The organism is Halomonas sp. Cn5-12 (genome assembly GCF_021532545.1).
Classification (GTDB): domain Bacteria; phylum Pseudomonadota; class Gammaproteobacteria; order Pseudomonadales; family Halomonadaceae; genus Vreelandella; species Vreelandella aquamarina.
In genome coordinates, this window is the sequence record NZ_JAKGAY010000029.1 from 17,788 (window position 1) to 42,020 (window position 24,233).

At 58.9% G+C, this 24,233-nt stretch carries 24 protein-coding genes; 9 read left to right on the forward strand and 15 right to left on the reverse strand.

Features of this window, described 5'->3' with window-relative positions:
• The first annotated feature begins 78 nt into the window (after window positions 1-78).
• Window positions 79-2,607 (forward strand): penicillin-binding protein 1A, encoded by a 2,529-nt coding sequence (locus L1249_RS13825; RefSeq protein WP_074210999.1) that lies wholly within the window; start codon window positions 79-81, stop codon window positions 2,605-2,607.
• Window positions 2,608-2,688: 81 nt separating this feature from the next.
• On the opposite strand, the gene L1249_RS13830 is transcribed toward L1249_RS13825, so the two are convergent.
• The 4 genes from L1249_RS13830 to lhgO form a co-directional block, all read right to left on the reverse strand.
• Complete coding sequence (locus L1249_RS13830; RefSeq protein ID WP_058578274.1) at window positions 2,689-4,701, reverse strand: TRAP transporter permease; 2,013 nt, start codon at window positions 4,699-4,701, stop codon at window positions 2,689-2,691.
• A 104-nt stretch (window positions 4,702-4,805) separates the two neighbouring features.
• Window positions 4,806-5,300 carry a DUF1850 domain-containing protein gene (locus tag L1249_RS13835; RefSeq protein ID WP_058578273.1) on the reverse strand — a complete coding sequence of 165 codons (495 nt, stop codon included), beginning with the start codon at window positions 5,298-5,300 and terminating at the stop codon, window positions 4,806-4,808.
• A gap of 18 nt (window positions 5,301-5,318) precedes the next feature.
• Window positions 5,319-6,278, reverse strand: a complete 960-nt coding sequence (locus L1249_RS13840; protein WP_074211000.1) for a TAXI family TRAP transporter solute-binding subunit — start codon at window positions 6,276-6,278, stop codon at window positions 5,319-5,321.
• A 132-nt stretch (window positions 6,279-6,410) separates the two neighbouring features.
• Window positions 6,411-7,604 (reverse strand): L-2-hydroxyglutarate oxidase, encoded by a 1,194-nt coding sequence (gene lhgO / locus L1249_RS13845; protein ID WP_074211001.1) that lies wholly within the window; start codon window positions 7,602-7,604, stop codon window positions 6,411-6,413.
• A 111-nt stretch (window positions 7,605-7,715) separates the two neighbouring features.
• Here lhgO and csiR point away from each other — a divergent pair, with 111 nt between their 5' ends.
• The 5 genes from csiR (at window position 7,716) to gabT (ending at window position 12,464) form a co-directional block, all read left to right on the forward strand.
• The gene (csiR, locus tag L1249_RS13850; protein WP_074211002.1) at window positions 7,716-8,405 is read left to right on the forward strand and encodes a DNA-binding transcriptional regulator CsiR; all 690 of its coding nucleotides are present in this window, start codon (window positions 7,716-7,718) and stop codon (window positions 8,403-8,405) included.
• A gap of 99 nt (window positions 8,406-8,504) precedes the next feature.
• Window positions 8,505-9,683, forward strand: coding sequence for an acyl-CoA dehydrogenase (locus L1249_RS13855; protein WP_235253641.1), 1,179 nt, complete (start codon window positions 8,505-8,507; stop codon window positions 9,681-9,683).
• 27 nt (window positions 9,684-9,710) lie between these two features.
• Window positions 9,711-10,925, forward strand: a complete 1,215-nt coding sequence (locus tag L1249_RS13860) for a CaiB/BaiF CoA transferase family protein (RefSeq protein WP_044628886.1) — start codon at window positions 9,711-9,713, stop codon at window positions 10,923-10,925.
• 10 nt (window positions 10,926-10,935) lie between these two features.
• Window positions 10,936-11,133 (forward strand): GGDEF domain-containing protein, encoded by a 198-nt coding sequence (locus L1249_RS13865; protein WP_268825203.1) that lies wholly within the window; start codon window positions 10,936-10,938, stop codon window positions 11,131-11,133.
• A gap of 56 nt (window positions 11,134-11,189) precedes the next feature.
• Window positions 11,190-12,464: a 4-aminobutyrate--2-oxoglutarate transaminase gene (gene gabT, locus L1249_RS13870; RefSeq protein ID WP_044628888.1), complete on the forward strand. Its 1,275-nt coding sequence runs from the start codon at window positions 11,190-11,192 to the stop codon at window positions 12,462-12,464.
• Window positions 12,465-12,530: 66 nt separating this feature from the next.
• Here the strand turns inward: gabT and L1249_RS13875 are convergent, their stop codons facing one another.
• Both L1249_RS13875 and ccoG read right to left on the reverse strand, forming a co-directional pair.
• Window positions 12,531-13,178, reverse strand: coding sequence for a hypothetical protein (locus L1249_RS13875; protein WP_044628889.1), 648 nt, complete (start codon window positions 13,176-13,178; stop codon window positions 12,531-12,533).
• Window positions 13,179-13,226: 48 nt separating this feature from the next.
• Window positions 13,227-14,306: a cytochrome c oxidase accessory protein CcoG gene (gene ccoG / locus L1249_RS13880; protein WP_235253642.1), complete on the reverse strand. Its 1,080-nt coding sequence runs from the start codon at window positions 14,304-14,306 to the stop codon at window positions 13,227-13,229.
• Between the two features lie 206 nt (window positions 14,307-14,512).
• Between ccoG and mapR the strand changes: the two genes are divergently transcribed.
• Window positions 14,513-15,922 (forward strand): GntR family transcriptional regulator MpaR, encoded by a 1,410-nt coding sequence (gene mapR, locus L1249_RS13885; protein ID WP_137094296.1) that lies wholly within the window; start codon window positions 14,513-14,515, stop codon window positions 15,920-15,922.
• Window positions 15,923-15,957: 35 nt separating this feature from the next.
• On the opposite strand, the gene L1249_RS13890 is transcribed toward mapR, so the two are convergent.
• The 5 genes from L1249_RS13890 to L1249_RS13910 all read right to left on the reverse strand — a co-directional run bounded on the left by L1249_RS13890 (window position 15,958) and on the right by L1249_RS13910 (window position 20,859).
• Window positions 15,958-16,206, reverse strand: a complete 249-nt coding sequence (locus tag L1249_RS13890) for a YkoF family thiamine/hydroxymethylpyrimidine-binding protein (protein WP_008958845.1) — start codon at window positions 16,204-16,206, stop codon at window positions 15,958-15,960.
• Between the two features lie 19 nt (window positions 16,207-16,225).
• On the reverse strand, window positions 16,226-17,038 hold the full coding sequence (locus L1249_RS13895) for an alpha/beta fold hydrolase (protein ID WP_235253643.1): 813 nt from the start codon (window positions 17,036-17,038) through the stop codon (window positions 16,226-16,228).
• Window positions 17,039-17,142: 104 nt separating this feature from the next.
• Window positions 17,143-18,189 (reverse strand): DNA polymerase IV, encoded by a 1,047-nt coding sequence (dinB, locus tag L1249_RS13900; protein WP_058578265.1) that lies wholly within the window; start codon window positions 18,187-18,189, stop codon window positions 17,143-17,145.
• Window positions 18,190-18,372: 183 nt separating this feature from the next.
• Window positions 18,373-19,851, reverse strand: coding sequence for a protein adenylyltransferase SelO (locus tag L1249_RS13905; RefSeq protein WP_058578264.1), 1,479 nt, complete (start codon window positions 19,849-19,851; stop codon window positions 18,373-18,375).
• A 141-nt stretch (window positions 19,852-19,992) separates the two neighbouring features.
• On the reverse strand, window positions 19,993-20,859 hold the full coding sequence (locus L1249_RS13910; RefSeq protein WP_044628895.1) for an NAD-dependent protein deacetylase: 867 nt from the start codon (window positions 20,857-20,859) through the stop codon (window positions 19,993-19,995).
• Window positions 20,860-20,955: 96 nt separating this feature from the next.
• Between L1249_RS13910 and L1249_RS13915 the strand changes: the two genes are divergently transcribed.
• Window positions 20,956-22,128 carry a UbiH/UbiF/VisC/COQ6 family ubiquinone biosynthesis hydroxylase gene (locus L1249_RS13915; RefSeq protein WP_228168974.1) on the forward strand — a complete coding sequence of 391 codons (1,173 nt, stop codon included), beginning with the start codon at window positions 20,956-20,958 and terminating at the stop codon, window positions 22,126-22,128.
• Window positions 22,129-22,133: 5 nt separating this feature from the next.
• Complete coding sequence (locus L1249_RS13920) at window positions 22,134-22,571, forward strand: hypothetical protein (RefSeq protein ID WP_228168975.1); 438 nt, start codon at window positions 22,134-22,136, stop codon at window positions 22,569-22,571.
• A 32-nt stretch (window positions 22,572-22,603) separates the two neighbouring features.
• Here the strand turns inward: L1249_RS13920 and brnA are convergent, their stop codons facing one another.
• The 4 genes from brnA to L1249_RS17595 form a co-directional block, all read right to left on the reverse strand.
• Window positions 22,604-22,873, reverse strand: a complete 270-nt coding sequence (gene brnA / locus L1249_RS13925) for a type II toxin-antitoxin system BrnA family antitoxin (RefSeq protein ID WP_228168976.1) — start codon at window positions 22,871-22,873, stop codon at window positions 22,604-22,606.
• On the reverse strand, window positions 22,863-23,126 hold the full coding sequence (locus tag L1249_RS13930) for a BrnT family toxin (protein WP_058578261.1): 264 nt from the start codon (window positions 23,124-23,126) through the stop codon (window positions 22,863-22,865). The genes brnA and L1249_RS13930 overlap by 11 nt, the downstream gene beginning before the upstream one ends.
• A 75-nt stretch (window positions 23,127-23,201) precedes the next feature.
• Complete coding sequence (locus tag L1249_RS13935) at window positions 23,202-23,903, reverse strand: aspartate/glutamate racemase family protein (protein WP_137094293.1); 702 nt, start codon at window positions 23,901-23,903, stop codon at window positions 23,202-23,204.
• Window positions 23,904-24,136: 233 nt separating this feature from the next.
• A partial coding sequence (locus L1249_RS17595) for an IS3 family transposase (protein WP_137095251.1) occupies window positions 24,137-24,233 on the reverse strand: 97 nt, incomplete at its 5' end.

Genomic DNA, 24,233 nt, shown 5'->3' on the forward strand with positions numbered 1-24,233 from the left:
CCTATAATGGCAGCCACTTGCGCGCCATGGCGTTAATACTGCCCTGGCTACTCCTCTTTTCACGGGTGCCCACTGTTCATGACGTTTTTACGAACTCTTGTGTTGTCACTATTTTCGCTGGTTGTTGCGCTCTCAGGTGCGGTCATACTGGCGGTGATTGGTGCCGCTATCTACTTCTCGCCGGGACTGCCCGACGTTCGCCAACTGCAGGATTTTGAACTGCACACACCGCTGCGTATTTTCACCAACGACGGCAAACTGATTGGCGAATTCGGCGAAGAGCGCCGCATGGCGATCGACTTCGACGATATCCCCCAGGATATGATTAATGCGCTGATTGCGGCAGAAGATGCCAGCTATTTTGACCATGCCGGCGTCGACCCTCGCGGTCTAGCACGGGCGGCGGTGGAGCTAGTACAGAGCGGTGGCACCATTCAGTCGGGCGGCTCGACCATTACCATGCAGGTCGCGCGTAACTACATGCTGACCCTGGACCAGACCTTCACACGCAAAATCCGCGAGATTCTGCTAGCCCTGCAGATGGAGCAGATCCTCGATAAAGAGGAGATTTTCGAGCTTTACGTCAACAAAATCTTCCTGGGTAACCGCGCCTACGGCATTGCTGCCGCCGCCGAGACTTACTATGACAAGCCGCTTGCCGAGCTGAGCCTGGCCGAAACCGCCATGATTGCTGGGCTACCCAAAGCGCCTTCTGCCTTTAACCCACTGGCGAACTCTGAGCGCTCGCTGATCCGTCGTAATTGGATTCTGTTCCGTATGCGCGAGCTTGGTTATATCGATAACGATATCTACCAAAATGCCGTGCAAGAGCCGGTCACCGCTCGCCGCCATTACACCCAAGCCGAAGTGGACGCGGCCTATGTGGCAGAGATGGCTCGCCAGTATGCCATTGAGCGCTTTGGCGATGACGCCTACACCGGCGGCTACCGTATTTACACTACGATTGATAGCAAGCTGCAGCCGTTTGCCCGCCAAGCACTGGCCAACGGCCTGATCGCTTACGACTTACGCCATGGCTGGCGGGGTGCCGAGCAAGAGGACATTGCCCCCAGCTTGGTCGAAGCCCAAGAGCAGACCACTACCCAGGGTTTGGAAGAGGAGCTATCTGAGTCACCTGAAATTCGCCAGACCGCTCGTCAGGCCGCCCAGCGCAGCCAGACGGAAGTGGAAGGTGTCGATGGCGACGTGAGCAACTGGCTGCAGGTACTCGAACGCACACCCAACTATGGCCTGCTGCGTCCCGCCATCGTGGTCGAAAGCAGTGGCCGCGAAATGCAGGTACTCACCCGTGGCGGTGAACTGCACACCATCGCCTGGAGCGGCTTGAGCTGGGCGCGCCCCTACCTCAGCCCGCGCAGCCGAGGTGCCGAACCCAGCAGCGCCAGCCAGATTGCCGAGCGTGGCGACCTGATTCGTGTCATTGAGAATGACGACGGCTCCCTGCGTCTCTCTCAACGCCCGGATGCCGAAGGCTCGCTGGTGGCGCAAGATCCGCGTACCGGTGCGATTCTGGCGCTGCAGGGCGGCTTCGACTTCAACGCGAGTAAGTTCAACCGCGCCGTGCAAGCCCAGCGTCAGTCCGGCTCGATCTTCAAGCCGTTCATTTATCTCGCCGCCCTGCAAGATGGCGAAATGAACGCAGCGAGCGTGGTCAACGACGCGCCGGTGGTATTGGATGATGGCAGCGATTCACTATGGCGCCCAGTCAACTCAAGCCGCGATTTTCAAGGCCCGATGCGCCTGCGCCCTGCGCTTGCCCGCTCGCGCAATCTCGTCACGATTCGGGTTCTGCAAACCATGGGGCTGGACCATACAATCAACTACCTAGAAGGTTTTGGATTTGCCTCTAGCCGTCTACCGCGCGGTTTATCCCTTGCTTTGGGTAGTGCCAGCTTGACCCCCATGGAGATGACCAACGCCTATTCGGTGATTGCAAACGGAGGCTTCCAAGTCGCACCCTGGTTTATCGAGCGGGTGACCCGCGATGACGATAACGAAGTGATTGATGAAGCCACTCCACAAGTTGCTTGCCCAAGCTGTGCTGATGGCCAGGAGACCGTTGAAATCGACGGTAAAGAGTATCCGGTTGCGCCACGAGTGGCCGACGCGGCAGCAGTATATATTCTGCGCGACATGCTGCGCGACGTCATTACCTCCGGTACAGGCCGAGGTGCGCTGAGCCTAAACCGTGAGGATATCGTCGGTAAAACCGGTACGACCAACAGCCAGCGAGACGCCTGGTTTGCCGGTTTCAACAGCAATCTCGTCACCACGGTTTGGGTCGGTAAAGACAGCAACGACACCATTGCCGAGTATGGCGCGAATGCCGCACTACCCATTTGGATCGACTTCATGGGCAATGCGCTCGAAGGAACCCCCTCTGCACTGCCAGAGCGTCCCGACACCATCGTCACCGCACGGGTGGACCAGGAGACAGGCCGTCGTTTACACGATGACCAACCGGGCGGCATGACCGAGCTGTTCCACAGAGACCATCTACCGGATTTCCAGCCTCGGCGCATTAGCCAAGAGCTCGAGGAAGCCAGCGGCTCGCAAGGGTCTGGCACGGCAGAGTCGATTTTCTAAATACGAACCGACGCTAAAACGTAAAAGCCCGGGAACGAATGTTCCCGGGCTTTTTTGGTGCTGCTTTTCTTCTGGGCAAAATCAACCAGCCACCGGCGTTGTCTCCCGTTTGCTCGCCTGCCAGTTAGCGGCGATGGCTACGACCATGACCGTGACTCCGGCCACCTCCGTCCACAAGCTTGGATAGAACACACCGACGATGGCACCACCAATGGCCAAACGAGGCAGCCAAGACATACGCGTGAACAGGTAGCCTTCTAGCGAGGCCGCGAATGCACATAGCGCCAGTAGCGCGATGACTGCATTCCATACCACCACGAGTACCGGCCCGCCAATGATGATCTCCGGATTGAACACCATAAACAGCGGAATCAAATAGAGGCCTTTGGCAAACTTCCACGCTTGGAAGCCCGTCTCCATAGGTTTACTGCCCGCAATCGCCGCCCCAGCAAAGCCTGCCAAGGCGATGGGCGGCGTCACGTTAGAGTCCTGGGAGTACCAAAAAACCACCAAGTGAGCGATCAACAGCGGCACACCGAACTCGGCGGTCAGCGCCGGGCCCACCAGCACGATCAGAACGATGTAGCTGGCAGTGACCGGTAACCCCATCCCCAAAATTAGGCTCGCCAACAGCACCAACAGCAGTGCCAGCACCAGGTTGCCACCGGAGAACGCCAGCATCATGGAGGAGAACTTCAGACCCAGACCAGTCAAACCGACCACGCCAACGATGATACCGGCGACAGCGCAAGCCATGGAGACCGCCACGGCATTGCGCGCGCCCAACTCTAATCCCTGGACCAGCTTCACGAGCCCTGCCCACACGACCACTTTCGTGCGCTCGACCGTGACCGGCTGCCCCTGTTTGGGTGCCACGAAGAAGTACCATAACGCATAGCGCAAGACGGCCACCGCTACCATGGTGATGACTGCGTAATACCCCACGCGCATGGGCGACATGCTCATGGCCAGCAGCCATACCAACACCGCCAGCGGCAGCAGGAAGTGCCAGCCATCTTTCATGACTTGGCGCATTTGGGGCAGCTCGCTCTTGGCCATGCCCTGCATGCCTTGTTTCAAGGCAATGATGTGGACGAACAGATAGACCGTGGCAAAGTACATGATCGCCGGCAGAATGCTGATTTTGACGATCTCTAAGTAAGGCGTATTGGTATATTCGGCAATCAAGAAGGCGCCTGCGCCCATCAGCGGCGGCATGATTTGCCCGCCGGTGGAAGCGGCGGCTTCGATGCCCCCCGCCTGCTTCGGCTGGTAGCCCAGTTTCTTCATCAGCGGAATGGTAAACGCGCCGGTGGTGACCACATTGGCAATGGCGCTGCCCGAAATCGACCCCATACCCGCCGAGGCCAGAACGGCCGCTTTGGCCGGACCGCCGCGCTGGCGTCCAGTAGCGGCGTAAGCCATATCGATGAAAAACTTACCGGCACCCGTGCTTTCCAAAAAAGCACCGAAGAGCACAAAAATGAAGATATAGGTAGCGGCAACTCCCAGCGGCAGGCCGAAGATGCCTTCTTGGCCCAGGTAAAGCTGGCCCGCTACGCGGTCAAGGCTATAGCCACGGTGCTCCATGATGCCGGGCATCCACTCGCCCAGCCAGGGAAGCTCCCCACGGGGGCCGGCAAACGCATAAACGATAGCGAGCAAGCCAATCACCGTCATACCAAAACCCACCGCGCGGCGGCTGGCCTCGAGTACAGTGACCGTGGCAATACAGGCAACCAAAATATCGGTCTCGTTCCAGAACCCGGCGCGGCTGAATATCGCATCCAGGTTTAAGACTAAATAGCCGCCAGTGATCAGCGCCCCGGCAAAAAAGATCAGATCAATCCCCCACCCCAACACACCGCGTTTACGGTTGGGCCCAAAGGCGGGGAACATTAAAAACGCCAGCAGCATAATCAGCGCCAAGTGAATACTGCGCTGGTAAAACAAGCCCAACGGCTGGATACCCGCCGAATAGAGTTGGAATAACGACAGTCCCACCGCCACGATGGTGATACACCATAAAACGAAGCGGGGTTGAATCGCATTACCGCCCGGCATCACAGTCGGCGGTGGCGTGGATTCGTTCATAAAGTCCTCGGAAGCATAAGCTAACTTAGGGGGCTAACACCCACTTAATTTTTATGAAAAGCGACATCGATCGGCGCACTTATGAGGTGTTTGACTAACGACACTCAACGCGATGACAAGGCTATCGTGACGCGTTGGCCAGCCGCTCGCTCACTCAGGCTCACGGTGGGATGCTCGCCATCCGGCCACATGACACGGTGATTGACGGCCGTCGAGCCGACCCGTAGCACGTAGCGATTATTCGCCACCGGCTCGTTAATCGTATTGATCCAGTACCCGCCCTCACCGTCGGATACCTGCTCACCACGCCCGTAAATATGCCCAAGCCCAGCGGCAAAATCCGGCTGGTGGCTACGCTCTAGCTGCATGATGCCACCCGCGTTGCGGTAACAGTCCAACACCGTAAAGTGCTCGACAGAGTGCTGCCACTGGATGCACCAGCGGCTGCCCTGCGGCGCGGCTGCATCTACGAGCGTGTCGCCCTGCTCGGTCACGACCCACAGATGCCAAGACGCAGTCGCCGAAGCGGGGGAGGCCTCCGCTTCGGCGAACAAACCACTCATCAGTAAGAGCGCCATCAGTCGTCGTTGCCACTGCATGGCACGGCTCCTAATGGGTTATGGACGCAGACGGTCCGGGATCTCAGCGCCAACTTCTTCGAAGTAGCGAAGCGCGCCCGGATGCAGCGGTACCGGCGTAGAGTTCATGGTGAACTCAACAGTGGTGTCATTGGCGGCCGGGTGAACCGCGATCAGCTCATCGGTGTTTTCAAACAGCAGTTGGGTCAGTTGGTAGGCCAGCTCTTCATCCATATCAGAGTTGACAACGAGTACGTTGGGAATACCAATGGTCTGAACCGCTTCGTCCATACCGTCGTACATGCCTGCGGCCAGTTCGTAAGGCGCAAATACCGCCTCTTCCTCCTGGGCGTTGGCGATTTCTTCATCCGACAGGCCAATTAGGCGGATATCGCGAGTAGCGGCAAGGTTCAGAATAGAGCTGGTAGGCGGCCCAACGCTCCAGAAACCGGCATCAATATCGCCATCACGAATCGCGTCAGCGGTTTCGTTGAAGTTCAGGCGCTGAGGAGTGAAATCTTCGTAGCTGACGCCGTTAGCTTCCAGCAGGGCACGGGCGTTTAGCTCGGTGCCGCTACCCGGTGCACCTACAGAGACACGCTTACCGGCTAGGTCCGCAATGCTCTGAATGTCAGACTCTGCCAGGGTGACCAACTGCACAGCATTGGGATACACAGACGCAAGCGCGCGAGTGTTCTCAATTTGGCGGCCATCGAAATCGCCGGTACCGGTATAAGCCTGATAGGCAGTATCGGCCAGCACCAGAGCTAAGTCGGCATCGCCGCGCATGATCAGGCCCATGTTCTCGACGGAAGCGCCGGTCACTTCGGCGGTCGCCTGAGCGCCATCGATATGGTTGTTGATCATTTCGGCAAAGCCACCACCGATCGGGTAGTAAACGCCGCCGGTACCGCCGGTCGCGATGGAGAGCTGCTGCGCGCTGGCGGGCAGAGCAGCCGCCATCATGGTCGCTGCAACGGTATATTTTAGTTTTTTCATTGGAATTGCCTCCGTCCTGCTTGGACTTATTGATTATGGTTGACGTAAAGGGAGGTAAGGAGCCAGTTTCTCGCCGCCGTCAGCGGCGCCGAGAACGGTATTTAAACGTTAGCACGGCAGTCGCGTTAGATACTAATCCAACAACGTTTTCACCTGCTCCACGATATGCGCACCAATGGGTAGCGCCGAGGTCGCCGCAGGCGATGGCGCATTGCCCACGTTGACCGTGCGCGGAGTATTCACGAACAGGAAGTCATCCACCAGCCGACCATCGTTGGAGACCGCCTGAGCGCGTACGCCCGCCGGGTAAGGGGTCAAATCCTCCAGGGTCAGGCTCGGGCAGTACTTGCGGACCAGCTCCAGATAGCCGCGCTTGTAGAGCGAGTTTTTCATCTCCACCAGCCCAGGCTTGAGATGCTTGCCCAGCACTTTCAGGATGCCTGGGTGGCTGAACATCTGCCCCATATCGCGTAGCGATATGTCCTGTTTACGGTAGCCCTCGCGTTTTAACGCCAGCACCGCGTTCGGCCCCACGGTGACCGTGCCGTCAATCATGCGGGTCAGGTGAACGCCCAAGAACGGCATGGCGGGATCGGGAATCGGGTAGATCAGGTGGTTGACGATGCGGTTGTGGCGCTCGGGAAGCAGGTAGTATTCGCCACGGAAGGGGCAAATCGTAAATCCAGGATCTTTGCCCAGCATGCGGATGACGCGGTCCGCCATTAAGCCCGAACAAGAGACCAAATAGCGGCCGGTAAACGTTTCCTGCTGAGTGGTCACCACGACCTCATCAGCCCGCTCCTCAAGGCCGGTGACGCAGTGGTCAAAGCGGATCTCACCGCCAAGGCGCGTGAACTCTGCCGCCATGGCGCGGGTGACTTCAGCGTAATTCACAATACCGCTAGAGGGCACGAAAATACCCGCTACGCCGGTGATATTGGGCTCGCGCTCCTTGAGTGCCTCGGCCTCTAGCCATTCACGCTCCAGACCGTTGGCCGCCGTGCGCTCCCAGAGCGCTTCCATACGCTGCTTTTCCAGCGGGTTGGTGGCCACCAGCAGCTTGCCGCAAATGTCGTAGCGCACGCCGTGCTGGTCGCAGAATTCACGGGTGGCACGATTGCCTTCCAGGCAAAACTTCGCTTTCAGGCTTCCCGGCGTGTAATACACCCCGGCATGAATCACGCCGCTGTTATGGCCGGTTTGATGCTGAGCGGGGCCTGCTTCCTTTTCCAACACCAGCAAGCGTTTGTCCGGGTAGGCCTGTTGCAGCTGCATGGCGGTGGAAAAGCCCAGTATGCCGCCGCCGACAATGATGAAATCCCACATGAATGTCGTTACCTGTGCCAAATTTTCAAAATTTATTGATAATAGCCGTTATTCTACGTTGACCGCCATACCCCTACATTGGTCTAAGCCACACTGACCCAAGGAGTCCCTATGGAGCACGATGCACCGCGCCAGAACCTAGCGATTAGCGCTTACCACGCGCTCAAGCAGGACATCATTCGTGGCCGCTATGCCCCCGAAGAGAAGCTCTTGATGAGCCGTTTGAAAGAGTATTACGGCGTGAGCACCGGGCCGCTGCGTGAAGCGCTGTCACAGCTGGTCTCCGACAGGCTGGTCGTGGCCATCAGCCAACGGGGCTACCGGGTGGCCGCCATGTCGCTGGCCGAACTGAACGATATCTACGACGCTCGCGCTCAGTTGGAAGGGCTGATTTTGCGCCTCGCCATCGAACGTGGCGACGACGACTGGGAAGCCAACGTGCTGGCCACGGCACACCGGCTTGCCAAAGTCACCGACGTCAGCTCCCCCGACGAGCTGCTGGATGGTTGGGATTTGCGCCACAAAGCGTTTCACACCGCCATTGCTAGCGGCTGCAACTCCCCCCACCTGCTGCAAATGCGCGACACCCTGTTTGATCAGGTAGAGCGCTACCGCCACTTATGGCTGCAAGAGACCGTCATGTCGCCCCAGGCGCTGGACATCAAGCGCCAGGAGCACACTGCGCTGGTGGACGTCATTCTCGCCCGCAATGCCGAACAGGCCGCTAACCTGATGCGCGACCACCTGATGACCCCGGTGCCTATCATCACACGGGTACTGCAATCCCGCGGCATCGATTGAATGCCGAGTGATTAAATTCTGCGTTTTAAAAAAATGTAGAAATTTTTAAATAACGACGATACATTGAGCTCAACACGATCATCTTTCGGAGTTCACGCCATGACACGCTTCAACTGGGACGACCCGCTTCTGCTGGAAAGCCAGCTCACCGACGAAGAGCGCCAGATCCGCGATGCGGCCCACGACTACTGCCAGGAAAACCTGCAGCCACGTGTGCTGAGCGCCTTCCGTGAAGAGCGTTTCGACCGCGAGATCATGTCCGAGATGGGCGAGCTGGGTCTGCTAGGTGCCACGGTGTCTCCGGAATATGGCGGTGCGGGCGTCAACCATGTGGCTTATGGCCTAATCGCCCGTGAAGTGGAGCGTGTCGATTCTGGCTACCGCTCGGCCATGAGCGTGCAGTCATCGCTGGTAATGTACCCCATCGAAGCGTATGGCTCCGAAGAGCAGAAACAGAAATACCTGCCCAAGCTTGCCAGCGGCGAGATGGTGGGCTGCTTCGGCCTGACCGAACCCGACCATGGCTCCGATCCGGGCTCCATGATCACCCGTGCGGAAAAAGTCGATGGTGGCTACCGCCTGACCGGCGCGAAAATGTGGATCACCAACAGCCCGATTGCCGATATTGCCGTGGTATGGGCGAAATCTGCCGCCCACGACAACCAAATCAAAGGCTTCATCGTCGAGCGTGGCACCGAAGGCTTCTCCACCCCGAAAATCGAAGGCAAAGTATCGCTGCGTGCCTCTATCACCGGCGAGATCGTGCTGGACAACGCTTTCGTTCCCGAAGAGAACCTGCTGCCTAACGTGAGCGGCCTGAAAGGTCCTTTCGGATGCTTGAACAAAGCGCGCTACGGCATCGCTTGGGGCGTGATGGGCACCGCTGAGTTCTGCTGGCACGCTGCCCGTCAGTACACCCTCGACCGCAAGCAGTTTGGCCGCCCGCTGGCCGCCAACCAGCTGATCCAGAAGAAGCTGGCCGACATGCAGACCGAAATCACCCTGGGGCTGCAAGCCGCCCTGCAGGTGGGCCGCCTGATGGACAGCGGCAACTGGGCGCCGGAAATGATCTCGCTGATCAAACGCAACAACTGTGGCAAAGCGCTGGACATCGCCCGGGTGGCGCGCGACATGCACGGTGGCAATGGCGTCTCCGACGAGTACGGCGTGATCCGCCACATGGTGAACCTGGAGTCCGTGAATACCTATGAAGGTACCCACGATGTGCACGCCCTGATTCTGGGCCGCGCACAAACCGGCATTCAGTCGTTCTTCTAACGTCGTCATCACTCAGCGAGGCACCCGATGAGCACAGTCGCAAAGCCCCTGGCAGGCATCAAGGTACTCGACATCTCTCGCGTACTGGCAGGCCCCTGGTGCGGGCAGATGCTGGCCGACATGGGTGCCGAAGTGATCAAGATCGAGCGTCCCCAAAGCGGCGATGATACCCGCCACTGGGGGCCACCCTGGCTCTCCGGCAGCAATGAGTCGGCCTACTACCTGTGCGCCAATCGCGGTAAGCGTTCGGTGACGGTGGATATGGCCAAGCCCGAAGGCCAAGCGCTGATCAAGCAGCTCACCGCGCAGTCGGACGTGCTGCTCGAGAACTTCAAGGTGGGCGGGCTGAAAAAGTATGGCCTGGACTACGCGAGCCTGAAAGCGCTCAATCCCGGCTTGGTCTACTGCTCCATCACCGGCTTTGGCCAGGAGAGCCCTTACGCCCACCGGGCGGGCTACGACTTCATGATCCAAGCCATGGGCGGCCTCATGAGCCTGACCGGTAAACCGGACAGTGAATCAGGGGGCGGCCCGGTCAAGGTGGGGGTCGCCATTACCGATATTTTTACCGGCTTGTATGCGGCCAACGCGGTGCTGGCGGCCCTCTACCAACGCCGCGACAGTGGCGAAGGCTGCCATATCGATCTGGCACTCATGGATGTGCAGGTGGGCGTGTTGGCCAATCAGGCGCTGAACTACCTGACGTCTGGCCAGGTGCCCCAACGTCTGGGTAATGCACACCCCAACATCGTGCCCTACCAGGCGTTTGCTACCGCCGATGGCCATATGATCGTGGCGGTCGGTAATGACGAGCAGTTCAGGCGCTTCTGCCAGGTAATCGACCAGCCGCAGCTCGCTCAAGACGAGCGCTTTGCCACCAACGGCAGCCGTGTTCAGCATCGCGACACCTTGATACCGCTTCTGGAATTGGCTCTTGGCGCACAACCTACCGATACTTGGCTTTCGGCCTTCGAGGCCGTGGGCGTGCCCTGCGGGCCGATCAATACCCTGGATCGCGTGTTCGACGACCCCCATGTCAAAGCACGCGGATTGAAACAAACGTTGCCCCATACCCAAGCAGGTGAGGTCAACCTTGTAGCCAATCCGATCCGCATCAACGGCGAATCCATCAGTGCCACCACCGCGCCCCCTACGCTTGGCGAGCACACCGACAGCGTGCTGAATGCCATCGGCATCACCGATGAACAGCGCCTAGCGCTTCGCCAAGCGGGCATTATTTAATCAGACGCTATTGGCGGCAAACGAGCCTACCACCCCGCTTCTCAAAACGCCCTACACTCAGCATCAGCTAACCGTGACGCTTTCAGCAGGCATCGCGTGTTACATTGAAACGTCGAGTACTCGAATGCTTGATCGCGCCGATAAAGCGATGTATCAGGCGAAACAGGCAGGGCGCAACCGGATTGTCATCGCATCGTCATCAGTGTGATCAACGCTATTGCGCACTATGCTAGAGCTACACCCTATCCTTTAAGGAGCTGAGTCATGAGCAATGCCGAGCTAAACGAACTAAAGCAGAAATACGTCGCGGCGGGCGCTGCAAGCCCCGCCACCGCCTTTGCGGACCGCGCCGAAAACGCTGAGATCTGGGACGCTGACGGCAACCGCTTCATCGACTTCGCGGGCGGTATCGGCGTCTTGAACGTGGGGCATCGTCACCCCAAAGTCGTGGCCGCTGTGAAAGCCCAGTTGGATAAGGTGATGCACACCTGCCAAACGGTTATGCCCTACGAGGGCTACGTTAAAGTCGCCGAGAAGTTGAGCCACATCGTCCCTGTACGTGGTCACGCCAAGGTGATGCTGGCCAACTCTGGTGCCGAAGCGCTGGAAAACGCGGTGAAGATCGCCCGCGCCGCTACCGGTCGCTCTAATGTCATCTGTTTCGATGGCGGCTACCATGGCCGTACCTTCTACACCATGGCCATGAACGGCAAGGTCGCGCCCTACCAGACCGATTTCGGCCCGATGCCCGGCACCGTATTCCGCGCGCCCTACCCGGTGCCCTACCACGGCGTCAGCGAAGACGAAGCGATTCGCGGCCTGAAGATGACGCTGAAAACCGACGCCAACCCCAAAGACACTGCCGCCATCATTCTTGAGCCAGTACTGGGTGAAGGCGGCTTCTACCCCGCCCCGACCAGCTTCCTGAAGAAGATTCGCGAAATTTGCGATGAGCACGGCATGCTGATGATCATCGACGAAGTGCAGTCAGGCTTTGGCCGCACCGGCAAGATGTTCGCCATCGAGCACAGCGGCGTCGAGCCGGACATGATGACCATGGCCAAGAGCATGGCCGACGGCATGCCGATCTCTGCCATCGTCGGTACCGACAAAGTGATGGACGCCTCTGGCCCCAACTCCCTGGGCGGCACCTACACCGGTAGCCCCACCGCCTGCGCAGCCGCGCTGGCGGTGATGGAAGTCTTCGAAGAGGAAAATATCCTTGAGAAGAGCCAGGCGCTGGGCGACAAACTGGCGGCGCGCTTCAACGAGTGGCAAGGCAAGTTCGATTGCATCGACCACGTGCGGAACATGGGCGCCATGGCGGCATTTGAGCTGGTCAACAACAAAACCGACCGCACCCCGAACCCGGAGCTGGCGGCGGCGCTGTGCAAAAAAGCCCGTGAAGAGGGTCTGATCCTGCTCTCGTGCGGTATGTACGGCAACACCATCCGCTTCCTGATGCCGGTCACCATCGAAGACGACGTGCTGAACGAAGGCCTGGATATCATCGAATCCTGCCTGGAATCGCTGATCTAAGCGCTCTGCACCACCCACAACGCCGCCCTATTGGGCGGCGTTGTCCTTTTTACGCATTATATTTTGTTAGTTGAACAGAGGCGTTCGCTGGTTCAACTGTCTGATCTGATAAAGATCATGCGTGTAGGCATCCCATCTGAATATCAGAGCATTCAGGAGCACCACTCCCCAGATGGCCGATAGGATCATCACCGGTTGATTGACCCACGCCAATGCCGATACGTCCACAGAGTAGTGAATGGTATACACACTCATCGCCGCCAGTAGCTGAACCAACCCACAGTTTGCGATCACCGCCAGGATGAACGCATTCCTGACGTTGATGGACGGCAAGCGCGTCTTGAACAACCGCAGATGACGCACGCGAACACCGCCCTCTCCTGCCTGATGCGACGAAGGACGAGAGAGTTTTCTCTGACAGCGCAGAAGCGGCAGCCCATAGGCCTCTCGCCCATCCTGAGAGAACGCAATGCGAAGGGCGGCTATGTTAAATCCACGTCCAAAGATGCGCGTTGCTGCCTCTTCAAAGCGTGACGCACCGGCCTCATCCGACGACGTTTCCTGAGCAGCTGTAAGCGTATCCAGTTGCCTACTTTTATTACCCGAAAGCTTCGCACCGTTAGGCGTATTGATATTAAAGTGCATTTGGTAAATCTGGTACCAAGCGGCTGTTACGCCCACGAATACCATCAAGAAAATCAGCACGGTTATCATTTATCTATCCTCATTCTTACTTATCCTCACACCCACTTAGCCTCCCTCTTACTGACGGGTCGATCCCAAAAACCGCGTTTCGATGTTAGAGGAGATCGAAGGCTCATCTAACGCAGCGATGTGCAGCACCACCGGGTGGCTCGGCTGGGTCAACGCTGACGCGTCAGCATTGAGCGCCACGCGTAACTGCCTCGTTTCATTAGCGGCCAAGACGAATGTGTCAGCTCCTTGTAAACGCAGGCCGGGCAAACCGGTGGCAGATAGCGCGTATTGGTGCTCCTTCGTATCTTGATTGCGCAGCGTCACGGTGTAGTAGTTAATAATGCGCCCCTCGGCCGTGCTTTCAAATAGCGTCTGACGATCTCGGGCAACCTCTACATCCATAGGCACCCGGGCATTCAAGAAACCGATCAACAAAACCACCATAGAAAACAGTGCCGCCGTATAAGCCAACAGCTGAGGTCGCCAAAACCGCGTAGGTTTGCCCTCTAGCGCGCGCTCGGTGGTGTAGCGAATCAGGCCCAGTGGCTTATCGATACGCGCCATCACGCTATCGCAGGCATCGATACACGCCGCGCAGCCAATACACTCATACTGCAGGCCATCACGAATATCGATCCCCGTGGGGCACACCTGAACGCACAGTTCGCAATCAATACAGTCCCCAGCAGCCGCTTCCGCGACCTCTTTGCGATGACCACGGCGGGGCTCACCACGGGCGGAATCGTAAGAAACAATCAGCGTATGGCTATCAAACATGGCCGACTGAAAGCGTGCATAGGGGCACATGTGCAGACACACCTGATGGCGCAACCAGCCAGCGTTCAGGTAGGTAAACAGAGTAAAAAAACCGATCCAAAAAAGCGCCCAAGGGTGCGCCTCTAGGCTGAATAGATCCCTTACGAGCCCACCCACCGGCGTAACATATCCCACGAAGGTGACGCCCGTTACCAACGCAATCAGTAGCCAGTTGGAATAACGCCTTATGCGCTGAAAAAAGCCCTGTATCTCTCGCACATAGATATGCCCAGACGTGGATGGCGAGCGACCCGTAGTTTTCGCCTGAGGCGAATGGTGTTCAACGGCTGCATCGCTGGTTAGGTCTTGCAGTGGAATGCGTTGCGTCATACCGATATCCAGAAAAGAGGGAGTGGCGATCTATACGGTCGAGGGGCGTCACCGAATGAACCGCTACTATGCTCTCCCAGCCAACCACTAAAACAGATGCAGTTTTAGAGAAAAAAGCCGTATCAGTTTTGATATGCTTTTGATTGAGAGTATCGATTCTGTTGATCCCACTAAGCACCCGCGCCAAGCACCAGCGAGTTTATGCCATGAAACGCTATGAACAGTTTGCCGATGAAATAGCCACGCTGATTCGCCAAGGCGTACTGGGACCAGGCGAGCGCATTCCGTCAGTGCGCCAAGCGAGCCGCCATCACGGCATTAGCCCGTCGACAGTGTTTCAGGCGTACTACTTACTGGAAAACCAGGGGCTTATCAGCGCTCGAGCGCGCTCGGGCTACTTTGTTCGTGAACACGCACGGCGATTGGTCAACGAACCCCGCGTCACGCTACAACCCGCCGACCCAGCGGAAGTGCAGGTCAGCGAGCTGGTGTTCTCGGTGCTGGACTCACTGCAGGATGACCAAACGGTGCCCTTTGGCTCGGCTTTCCCTAGCCCTGAGCTGTTTCCACTCTCTCGCTTAAGTATCAGCATGACACGTGGCTTGCGGGCGCTTTCGCCCCAACAGGTGGTGGCTGATATGACCACCGGACATACCAACCTGTGTCGGCAGATTGCTCTGCGCTACATGCTGGGTGGCATTCAGCTGCCGATGGACGAACTGGTGATTACCAATGGTGCAATGGAGGCGCTCAATCTAGCCCTACAGTGCGTGACTCAGCCAGGGGACTTGGTCGCGATTGAGTCACCTGCTTTTTATGCCAGCCTACAAGTGTTGGAGCAGCTCAAACTGCGTGCGGTGGAAATTCCGGTTCACCCTCGGGAAGGGGTTGACCTAGACGTGCTGGCAGAGCGATTAGCGACGCTGCCCATCAAAGCCTGCTGGTTTATGAGCCACCTGCAGAACCCCATCGGCGCCAGCCTAAGCAACGAGCGCAAACAGGTGCTTTACCAGTTATTAAAGCAGCACCAAGTGCCCATGCTAGAGGATGACGTGTATGCCGAGCTCTATTTTGGCAGCACGCCGCCCGCCCCCGTTAAGGCCTTTGATGATGAGGGCTTAGTGATTCACTGCAGCTCTTTCTCGAAGTGCTTGGCACCCGGCTATCGGGTGGGCTGGGTAGCGGGCGGCCGTTATGCCCAAGAGATCTCGCGGCTAAAACTAATGACCACCATTTCCCCCTCCATCCCCGCCCAGGCCGCCATTGCTGACTATTTACAACACGGTGGCTACGACCGCCATTTGCGCAAGCTTCGCCATGCCTTAGAAGCCCAACAAACCAGTATGCTGGCGGCGGCAGATCGCTACTTCCCTGCGCATACGCGCATCACCCGACCTGTGGGCGGTTATTTCCTTTGGGTGGAGTTTCCCGAACACGTGGATTCGCTGCAGCTATTTCGCACAGCGCTCGACCATGGCGTTAGCCTCGCGCCTGGGCCGATTTTCTCCGCGACCCAACAGTTTCGCCACTGCATCCGCTTAAGCTATGGCCACCCCTGGACCCAACGTAGCGAACGCGGGATGGAAACGCTGGGCACGTTATTGAGCCTTTTTTAGCGCTATGAAGGACATCACGCGCGCGATGGCGTTATTTACCGAGGCCGCCGGTCACCTTCTAAAAAGTTAGCGGTAAACACGGCTTTGCCGTGGGTCTCGAACGACCATTTCATCACGTCGCTCAGTGCCGCCATCACCTCATCGAACTCGCCAAATACCTGGGTGCTCATTCGGTTAGGGTGAACCTCCAGACCTGTAGCCTCTAAACGTTTGACCACCTCTTTCACCACGGGCTTGAAATCATCGGCCAGCGGGTAGTAGCTCAGCTGTACAGAAAGGTACATATCGCCTCCTTAATCGCTTCTATGGCTGTACCGTTTGAAACTGCTGCCACGCGGCCAGTATCGCCGTGCGCGTCTCTTCCGGGTGTTCCATCGGGAACATGTGCGTGCCGGGCACCATACTCACCGGCAGCCCGCGACGAGCGATGCGCTTGAGCCGTGAAGGCGTCATCAAGTGCGACTGCTGCCCCGCCACCAGTTGAATGGGTACGCCTACGCGCTGCGGCAGGTTAGAGAGGTGATCTGGCAGGTGGCGGAAAATATCCAGCTCGATGCGCGGGTCGAAGGTCAGCTCGGCGCTGCCGTCATCTAAAAGCCGCGTGCCTGCTTCAATGTAGTCGTTGAGTGCCTCAGGGGTAAAGCCACGAAACAGCCCCCGCCGCCGCAGCGAGGTCGCCATGGCCTCACGGCTGGGCCACACCGTGCGCCGCCCCTTGGTTTTACCCGCGGGGGTGATACGGTCCATGAACCCAAAACGCTTGGCCGCTTTCATGGCCCAGGCGTCTGGCCCCAGCATCAGCGGCGGGTCGAGCATGATCACACCGCGAAAACGCTCCGGCTGCTTATCCGCAGCCATGGCCATCAGCGTGCCGCCCAGCGAATGCCCCACGCCCAGCAACGGCTCGTCAGTATCGGGGAGGTAGCTAAGCAGCTCCTCTACCAAGTTGCCCCAGTTGTGATTCACCGGGTAGTCCGGGTGGTGGCCTAGCCGGTCTAGCGGGTGTAAATCGAACGATTCTGCCAGCGGGTCTAACAGGCTGCGGTAGCTCAAACCGGGGAAGCCGTTGGCATGGGCAAACACTAAGCGGGGGCGTTGGGTGGCATCGGCAGGCATGGCAGGCTCGCAGTTAGGCTAACGGGAAGAAGCGCTATCTATCATACGTCTGTTTTAACGCGAGCACTGAACCCCGTCAATCCACCCAAGGGTTAACAGGCTAATTAAAACAGCGAGAGCTGCTGGGCAGCGGTCTCTTCCGCCAAGCGGTAGCCCACCCCCAGCAGGCGCACGGGGCGCTCGCCCCTTGCCCATCCCACGTTCAGCAAGGTTTCGAACTGTTCCAAGTTGGGTGCGGGGTCGGCGTGTTCGACGGTGGTTTGGGTGAAGTCGTTGAACTTGACCTTCACCATTACGCCGCGCACGGCGGGGGCCGGATCTAGGCGAGCGTATCGGCGCTCTAAATCGCCAATCAGCTCGGGGAGCTGACGACGGCAGGCTTCCAGGGTGGGTAAATCTTGAGAGTAGGTTTGCTCGGTGCTGATCGACTTGCGTTCGCGGTGGGTTTTAACCGGGCGCTCATCGCGCCCGTGGCTGAGTTCATGCAGGCGATGCCCAAAGCGGCCAAAGCGCTCCACCAGCTCGGTCAGCGGCCGGGCGCGCAGATCCGCCCCCGTTTGAATCCCCAGTTCGGCCAGCTTTTCAGCGGTGCGCGGCCCCACCCCATGAATCTTTTTCACCGGCAGTTGCTGCACGAAGGCGTCGATATCGTCTGGCGTGATGACAAACAGCCCATCGGGCTTGCGCCAGTCGCTGGCGATCTTGGCGAGAAACTTGTTGGGTGCCACACCCGCCGAGACGGTAATGCCCACTTCCTGCTTCACCCGATGGCGAATGGCTTCGGCCATACGGGTGGCGCTGCCGTGGTGAAGCGTGACCTCCGAGACATCCAGAAAGGCTTCATCCAGCGAGAGCGGCTCGATCAGTTCGGTGACATCGCGATAGATGGCAAACACCTGGCGTGCCACGGCCTTGTACTTCGCCATATCGCCACGAATCACCGTGAGATGGGGGCAACGTTTGAGCGCCTGAGCCATGGGCATGGCGGAGTGGATGCCAAACGCGCGGGCAGGATAGTTACAGGTGGCCACCACCCCGCGCTGCTCCACACTGCCGCCAATGGCAATAGGGATATCGGTTAACGCGGGGTTATCGCGCATCTCGACCGCCGCATAGAAGCAGTCACAGTCGCAGTGAATGATTTTGCGCACAGGCCGACCTTGCCTCCGCCATTAACTGTAAAAAAGCACAGTTTATCACAGGGTGTGCTGCAGCGCTGATGAGCAGCAAAACCCTAGGCGGGGGCGCTGTGAATCCCTCCCTGGACGCTACTTTCGCCATCCCTGGCGAAAGACCCCCGCTACGGGTTTTCCGCCCATATTCGCTGATCTAAATCAAGTACCACAAAAGGTGCGTAGCACCTGCTCGCTTTCCGTGGCCGGGGCGGCTAAGCGGCGCGCTTCTTCGGATTCATCGAAGGGCTGCGTGACCGCCGCGAGCAGCGTGTGGAAAGGCGCGAAATCGCCTTCTGTTGCCGCTTCAATCACCTCTTGAATGCGGTGGTTGCGGGGAATCACCACAGGGTTGGCGCGGCGCATGGCCTCCAGGCGCTCACGCTGCTGGCTCGCTTGCTGGGCGTTTTCCCACTCGGCCAGCCAAGCAGCAAGGCCATCGGGCTGAGTGGTCAGCGCTAGCAGCGCCTCTTTTTGGGAATGGGCTGACGAGTTCTTTCTCAGCGCTTGCGCATAGCGCGTCAGCGCATCAAAGGTGGCGGTCATATCCATGCGGCCCTGATGCATCTGGATTTCCAGCGCTTCCATGAGCGGCGCGGCGCGATCGCTTTCTGGAGCGAGGCCTAGCTTATTAGCGTGCAGGCGGCGCTGCTCGGCGCTAAAGCGGGAGGTAAAGCCGCGTAGCACCTCGGTGGCCTGCTCTACCACGGTGTCACCCTCTGCGCGCATCAGCGGCAGTAGGGTTTCGGCAAAACGGGCCAGGTTCCACTGGGCAATGCCCGGCTGGTTGTCGAAGGCGTAGCGCCCGCCCTGGTCAATGGAGCTGTACACCTTCTTCGGGTCGAACTGCTCCATAAACGCGCAGGGGCCGTAATCGATGGTTTCACCGGCAATGCTGCAGTTGTCGGTGTTCATCACGCCGTGAATGAAGCCTAGGCTCATCCAACGCGCCACCAGCGCTGCCTGGCGGGCGGTCACGGCCTCCAATAGCGCTAGGTACGGGTCTTCGGCAGTGGCCGCTTCGGGGTAGTGGCGGGCTATCACATGATCGGCCAACGCTTTGAGCGCGTCTTCATCGCAGCGAACGGCGGCAAACTGGAACGTGCCTACACGAATATGGCTGCTGGCTACGCGGGTCAGCACGGCTCCCGGCTCGGCCATTTGGCGCACCACGCGCTCGCCCGTAGAGACAGCCGCCAGCGCCCGGGTGGTGGGTACGCCCACGGCGGCCATAAATTCACTCACCAGATATTCCCGCAACACCGGGCCAAGGGGAGAGCGGCCATCGCCACCGCGAGAAAACGGCGTGCGGCCGCTGCCTTTTAGCTGCACATCTCGGCGTATGCCCTGCTGGTCCACCACTTCGCCCAACAGCAGCGCGCGGCCATCGCCTAGCTGAGGCACGAAGTTGCCGAACTGGTGCCCGGCGTAGCCCAGCGCTTTAGGCTCGGCACCCGGCGGCAGCTGGTTACCGCTGAACCATTGGGCCAGCGTGGCATCGTCGGGCCGCGTTTGCATGCCTAGCGCCACGGCCAAGGCATCGTTAAACGCGATCAGGCTGGGCTGCGCCACGGGCGTAGGCTGGCAAGCCACCCATAAAGGCTCTGGCAGCGTGGCAAACTGGTGTTCAAAGGTCAGCACGGGCAACTCCGCTTTTCAGTTTATCGTCTAGGAATACCCTAGCAGTTTACTCAAGTAATTGGCGATAGCCTGTCGCAGAGAGCCTCTTAACCAATTTGAAATTGCTCGCTTCGATAGTAACCCGCCGGTATCCAAAACACGTTAGCCCTTTTTCAGACGCCCAACCGCATATTCCAGCACCGGCGTTAGCGGCGCGCGCCACTGGTGGGTCAAGAACCCATCGGCACGGGTCACGCCCAGCGAGAGCGATGCCACGGGCAGGCCCATGGCGTGGGCATCCCGGCAGAAGCGGTAGCCGGAATAGACCATCAACGACGTGCCCACTGCCAGCACCGCGTCGGCTTGCTGCAGCGCCGCCTGGGCCGCCAACCGCCGCGCAGGGGGCACCACATCGCCGTAATAGACCACCTGCGGTTTGAGAATGCCCTTGCAGCGCGGGCAATCCAATACGTTAAAGGTGGAAAAGTCGGTTTCCAGATCCGCATCGCCATCCGGCGCGTGGCGGGCATCCAGCGCGGCAAAGGCTGGGTTCATACGCGCCATTTCACTGTGCATGGCGTGGCGCATCATTTGATAGCCACAGGCCATACAGGCCACCACATCGGCCCTGCCGTGCAGATCAATCACCTTTTTTGAGCCTGCCCGCTGGTGCAAACGGTCAACGTTTTGCGTGACGAGAAGCTCCACATGGCCCATGGCCTCGAGCTTCGCCAACGCACGATGCGCGCCGCTCACCTGGGCTTCACGCATGGCCTTGAAGCCTACCAGCGCTCGCGCCCAGTAGCGCTGGCGAACGGCGAAGGAACTCATGAAATCGCCGTGCTGCACCGGCGGCGGGCGCTTCCACTGGCCATCGGCATCGCGGTAATCGGGGATTCCGCTGTCGGTGCTGACGCCCGCCCCGGTAATCACCCAGAGTTTGGGGTAGCGCCTGATAAAGGCGGCCAGTGCTTCCCCGGCTACCTCGCTGCTCTCTCGTTTTTCGACACTTTCCACGGCCTGCGTCAATGGATCACCCTAGGCAATACTGCGACAAGTCAACGATACTGTAGGACAATATAAGCACATGCAATGTGCCCTCGATAGCGGATTAAGGAGCCTCTCATGCAGTGGGATCACGAGATTGTCATTGTTGGCGGCGGCATGGTGGGCGCGGCCCTGGCGGCCAGGCTGGGCCAGGCGGGCATGTCGGTTGGCCTGGTAGAGCGCGCCAGCGCCCCCACGCCCCCCAGCGGCGATTACGACCTGCGTATTTCATCACTCAACGCCCGCTCGCTGGCGTTCGTGAAAGCCAGCGGTGCGATACTGCCCGGCGAGCGCTGCTGCCCGTTCCGGCATATCGACGTGGCGAATCAGGATGGCACCGGCCACTCCGTGTTCTCCGCCGAAGAGAGCGGCATGAACGACTTCGGTATTTTTATCGAAAACCGCGCTTTGCAGTACGCCCTGTGGCAACGCTTGGAAGAACTGCCCAGCGTGACCTGCTATACCCAGTGCGCCCCGCTCAGCACCATGGCAGCCACCACCGCCCGCATGCTAGAGCTGGATAACGGCAAAACCCTAAGTGCCCGGCTGATTGTGGGGGCCGACGGCGCGCGCTCTACGCTACGCGAGCTAGCGGGCATTGGCGTGACCAGCCACGACTACCACCAGCGGGCGATGATCATTAACGTCGAGACCGAGCTGCCCCAGCAGGATGTTAGCTGGCAGTGTTTTACCCCCAAAGGGCCGATTGCCATGCTGCCGCTGCCCGGCCAGCGCGCCTCGCTGGTGTGGTACGACAGCAATGAAGCCACCAAAGCCCGCGAACAGCTCTCCGACAACGCGCTCCAGCACGCCATTGAAACCACCTTCCCCCAACGCCTGGGCAAGCTCACCCGTATTGTGGCGCGGGCCAGCTTCCCCATTAAGCGCCAGCACGCCAAGCGCTACATCGGCAAACGCCTCGCGCTGATTGGCGACGCCGCCCACGTAGTGCACCCGCTGGCCGGGCAAGGGTTGAACATCGGCCTACACGACGCCGACACCCTGGCCGAGCTGATCATCAAAGGCCGTGACCCTGGCGACCACATCAGCCTGCACCGTTTCGAGTGCCACCGGCGTTTGGCCAACCAGGCGATGATTGCCGCCACCGACAGCTTCCACCACCTCTTCACCGGGGCCAAGCCGCTCCGCCAACTGGGTGATCTCAGCCTGCACCTCGCCGAGCGAGTGCCGTTTGCCAAACGCATGATGATGCAGCAGGCCAATGGGTTGAGTCCGTTCAAGGTGGGCTGAAGCTGGTGACGCTCAATGCCAACCACTGGCAGTGGGCCAACGAAGCGTTCAACCGCGACTGGGCCGACGACGCGCGCGACCCTGCCCAGGACATCACCGCCCGCTATGCCATCGAACAAACCCTGGATGACATCGCCGCCGCCCGTGCAGCGCTTTCCGATGCCAACCACCTGCTCTACCTGGTGCGCGCCAACCAGACCTTCACGGCTGGCTACGGCGACTCGCTGGAAGCGGGGCTGGCCGCCATCGAAGCCCCCACATTGATGCTGTATAGCGAGAACGATTTGGTCTTCGCCCCCGAGGGCGTACGCCGCACCGCCGAGCTGATCGAAGCCGACGGCACTGAGGTGACGCTAGAAACGCTGGAAGGCAACCGAGGCCACCTGGATGGCGTGGTGGCCATCGAGCAAGCCAGCGATACGCTGCGGGCGTTTTTGGAGTAAGCGGTGGAGCGCTGGCCTCCAAGAGGCCAGCGCTAGTGAGGTCCCCCTACTGAGTTATGGCCATGAGGTTTATGAGCCGCTTCAGCTTGCAGACGCTCCACTAACCAAACCTTGATAATCGACTGGCGGGTAATACCCATTCTCGCAGCCTCACGGTCTAGTGACTCCACTACCCATGCAGGAAAATCTACGTTAATCCGCTTTTGCTCTTGATTCACCCGTCGAGCAGTGGAAAAGTCTAGATCATCGAGAACATCATCTTGATTTTCATCGAATTTTTTATCGAACTCTTTAGCTTTCATAGATGTCTACCTCCTTCTTGCGGGAGCGTCTAACAGAAATCAGCCGAATACGCTCTTCTCGGTAGGTGACGACCGCCGACCAATGTTTTTCACTGATCATACCGATTAGTAAAAACCTTGGTTCGCCCTCGGATTTTGCGCGAATCTCTAGCAGATATGGATCCTTCCACAGCGCTTGTGCCGCTTCAAAATCAATACCGTGCTTTGTCAGGTTGGCCTGACTTTTGTTGACGTCAAACTCGAACTCGTTCATGAGTATAAATTATTCCTTTTTTACTCACTCAACAAGATTCTAAAGCCGAAAGCAACGCCGTTACTGCAGCAGGCTTTATACAAAACCATGCCCCAGCGCCCACTGCACCGCCTGCTCTGCATGGATCTCGGTCGTATCGAAGAGCGGCACGGGAGTGTCGGCCTGCTGAACCAGCAGGCCGATTTCGGTGCAGCCCAGAATCACCCCCTGCGCGCCGCGCTCGGCAAGCGCCTCGATGATCGCCAGGTAGTCGGCTTTGGCCTCTGCTTTCACCACGCCCAGGCACAGCTCCTGGTAGATCACCGTGTGCACGCGCTCGCGCTTTGGTTCGGTAGGCACCACTACTTCGATACCGTGGCGCTGCAAACGCTCGATATAAAACGCCTGCTCCATGGTGAACCGCGTGCCCAGCAAGCCTACGCAGGCAATCCCCTGGCGTTGCAGCACCTGGGCTGTGGCGCCGGCGATATGCAGTAGCGGAATGGATACCGCCGCTTCCAGCGGCTCAGCCACCTTGTGCATGGTGTTAGTACACAGCACCAGAAAATCAGCCCCGGCCGCCTCGACTGCTTTACCCGCTGCCCCCAGTATCTCGGCGGTGGCCTGCCAGTCGCCCTGATGCTGCAGCGCCTCGATGTCGGCAAAATCCACGCTGTACAGCACCACTTTGGCAGAGTGCAGCCCGCCCAGCGCCGTGCGCACATGCTGGTTGACGAGGCGGTAGTAGGTTTGGGTGGACTCCCAGCTCATGCCGCCGATCAAGCCGATGGTTTTCATGGATGCACTTCCACCTTCTGGTCACAAGAAAGAGAGTGTATTGCGAAGGCAGCAGACAAGGCTTCGGACTCTATCAGAGGCTCAAATGCTTACCGCCATCCGGCACTTCGCAGTTTTAACAGTAGCGCCCATAATCGGCTGCCCCCCGCTGAGCTTAAAAGCAAAACGGCTCCCACGACCACAGAAGTCCCCCCACGCCCTAATGATCTTACCCAGCAACAGTGGACACTGGTTTAAGCGATCATTCGGGCTTCAAAGGCCTCTGGGCTGATCATCCCAATAGCACTGTGCCGCCGTTGTTTGTTGTAGTCCAGTTCGACGTACTCAAAC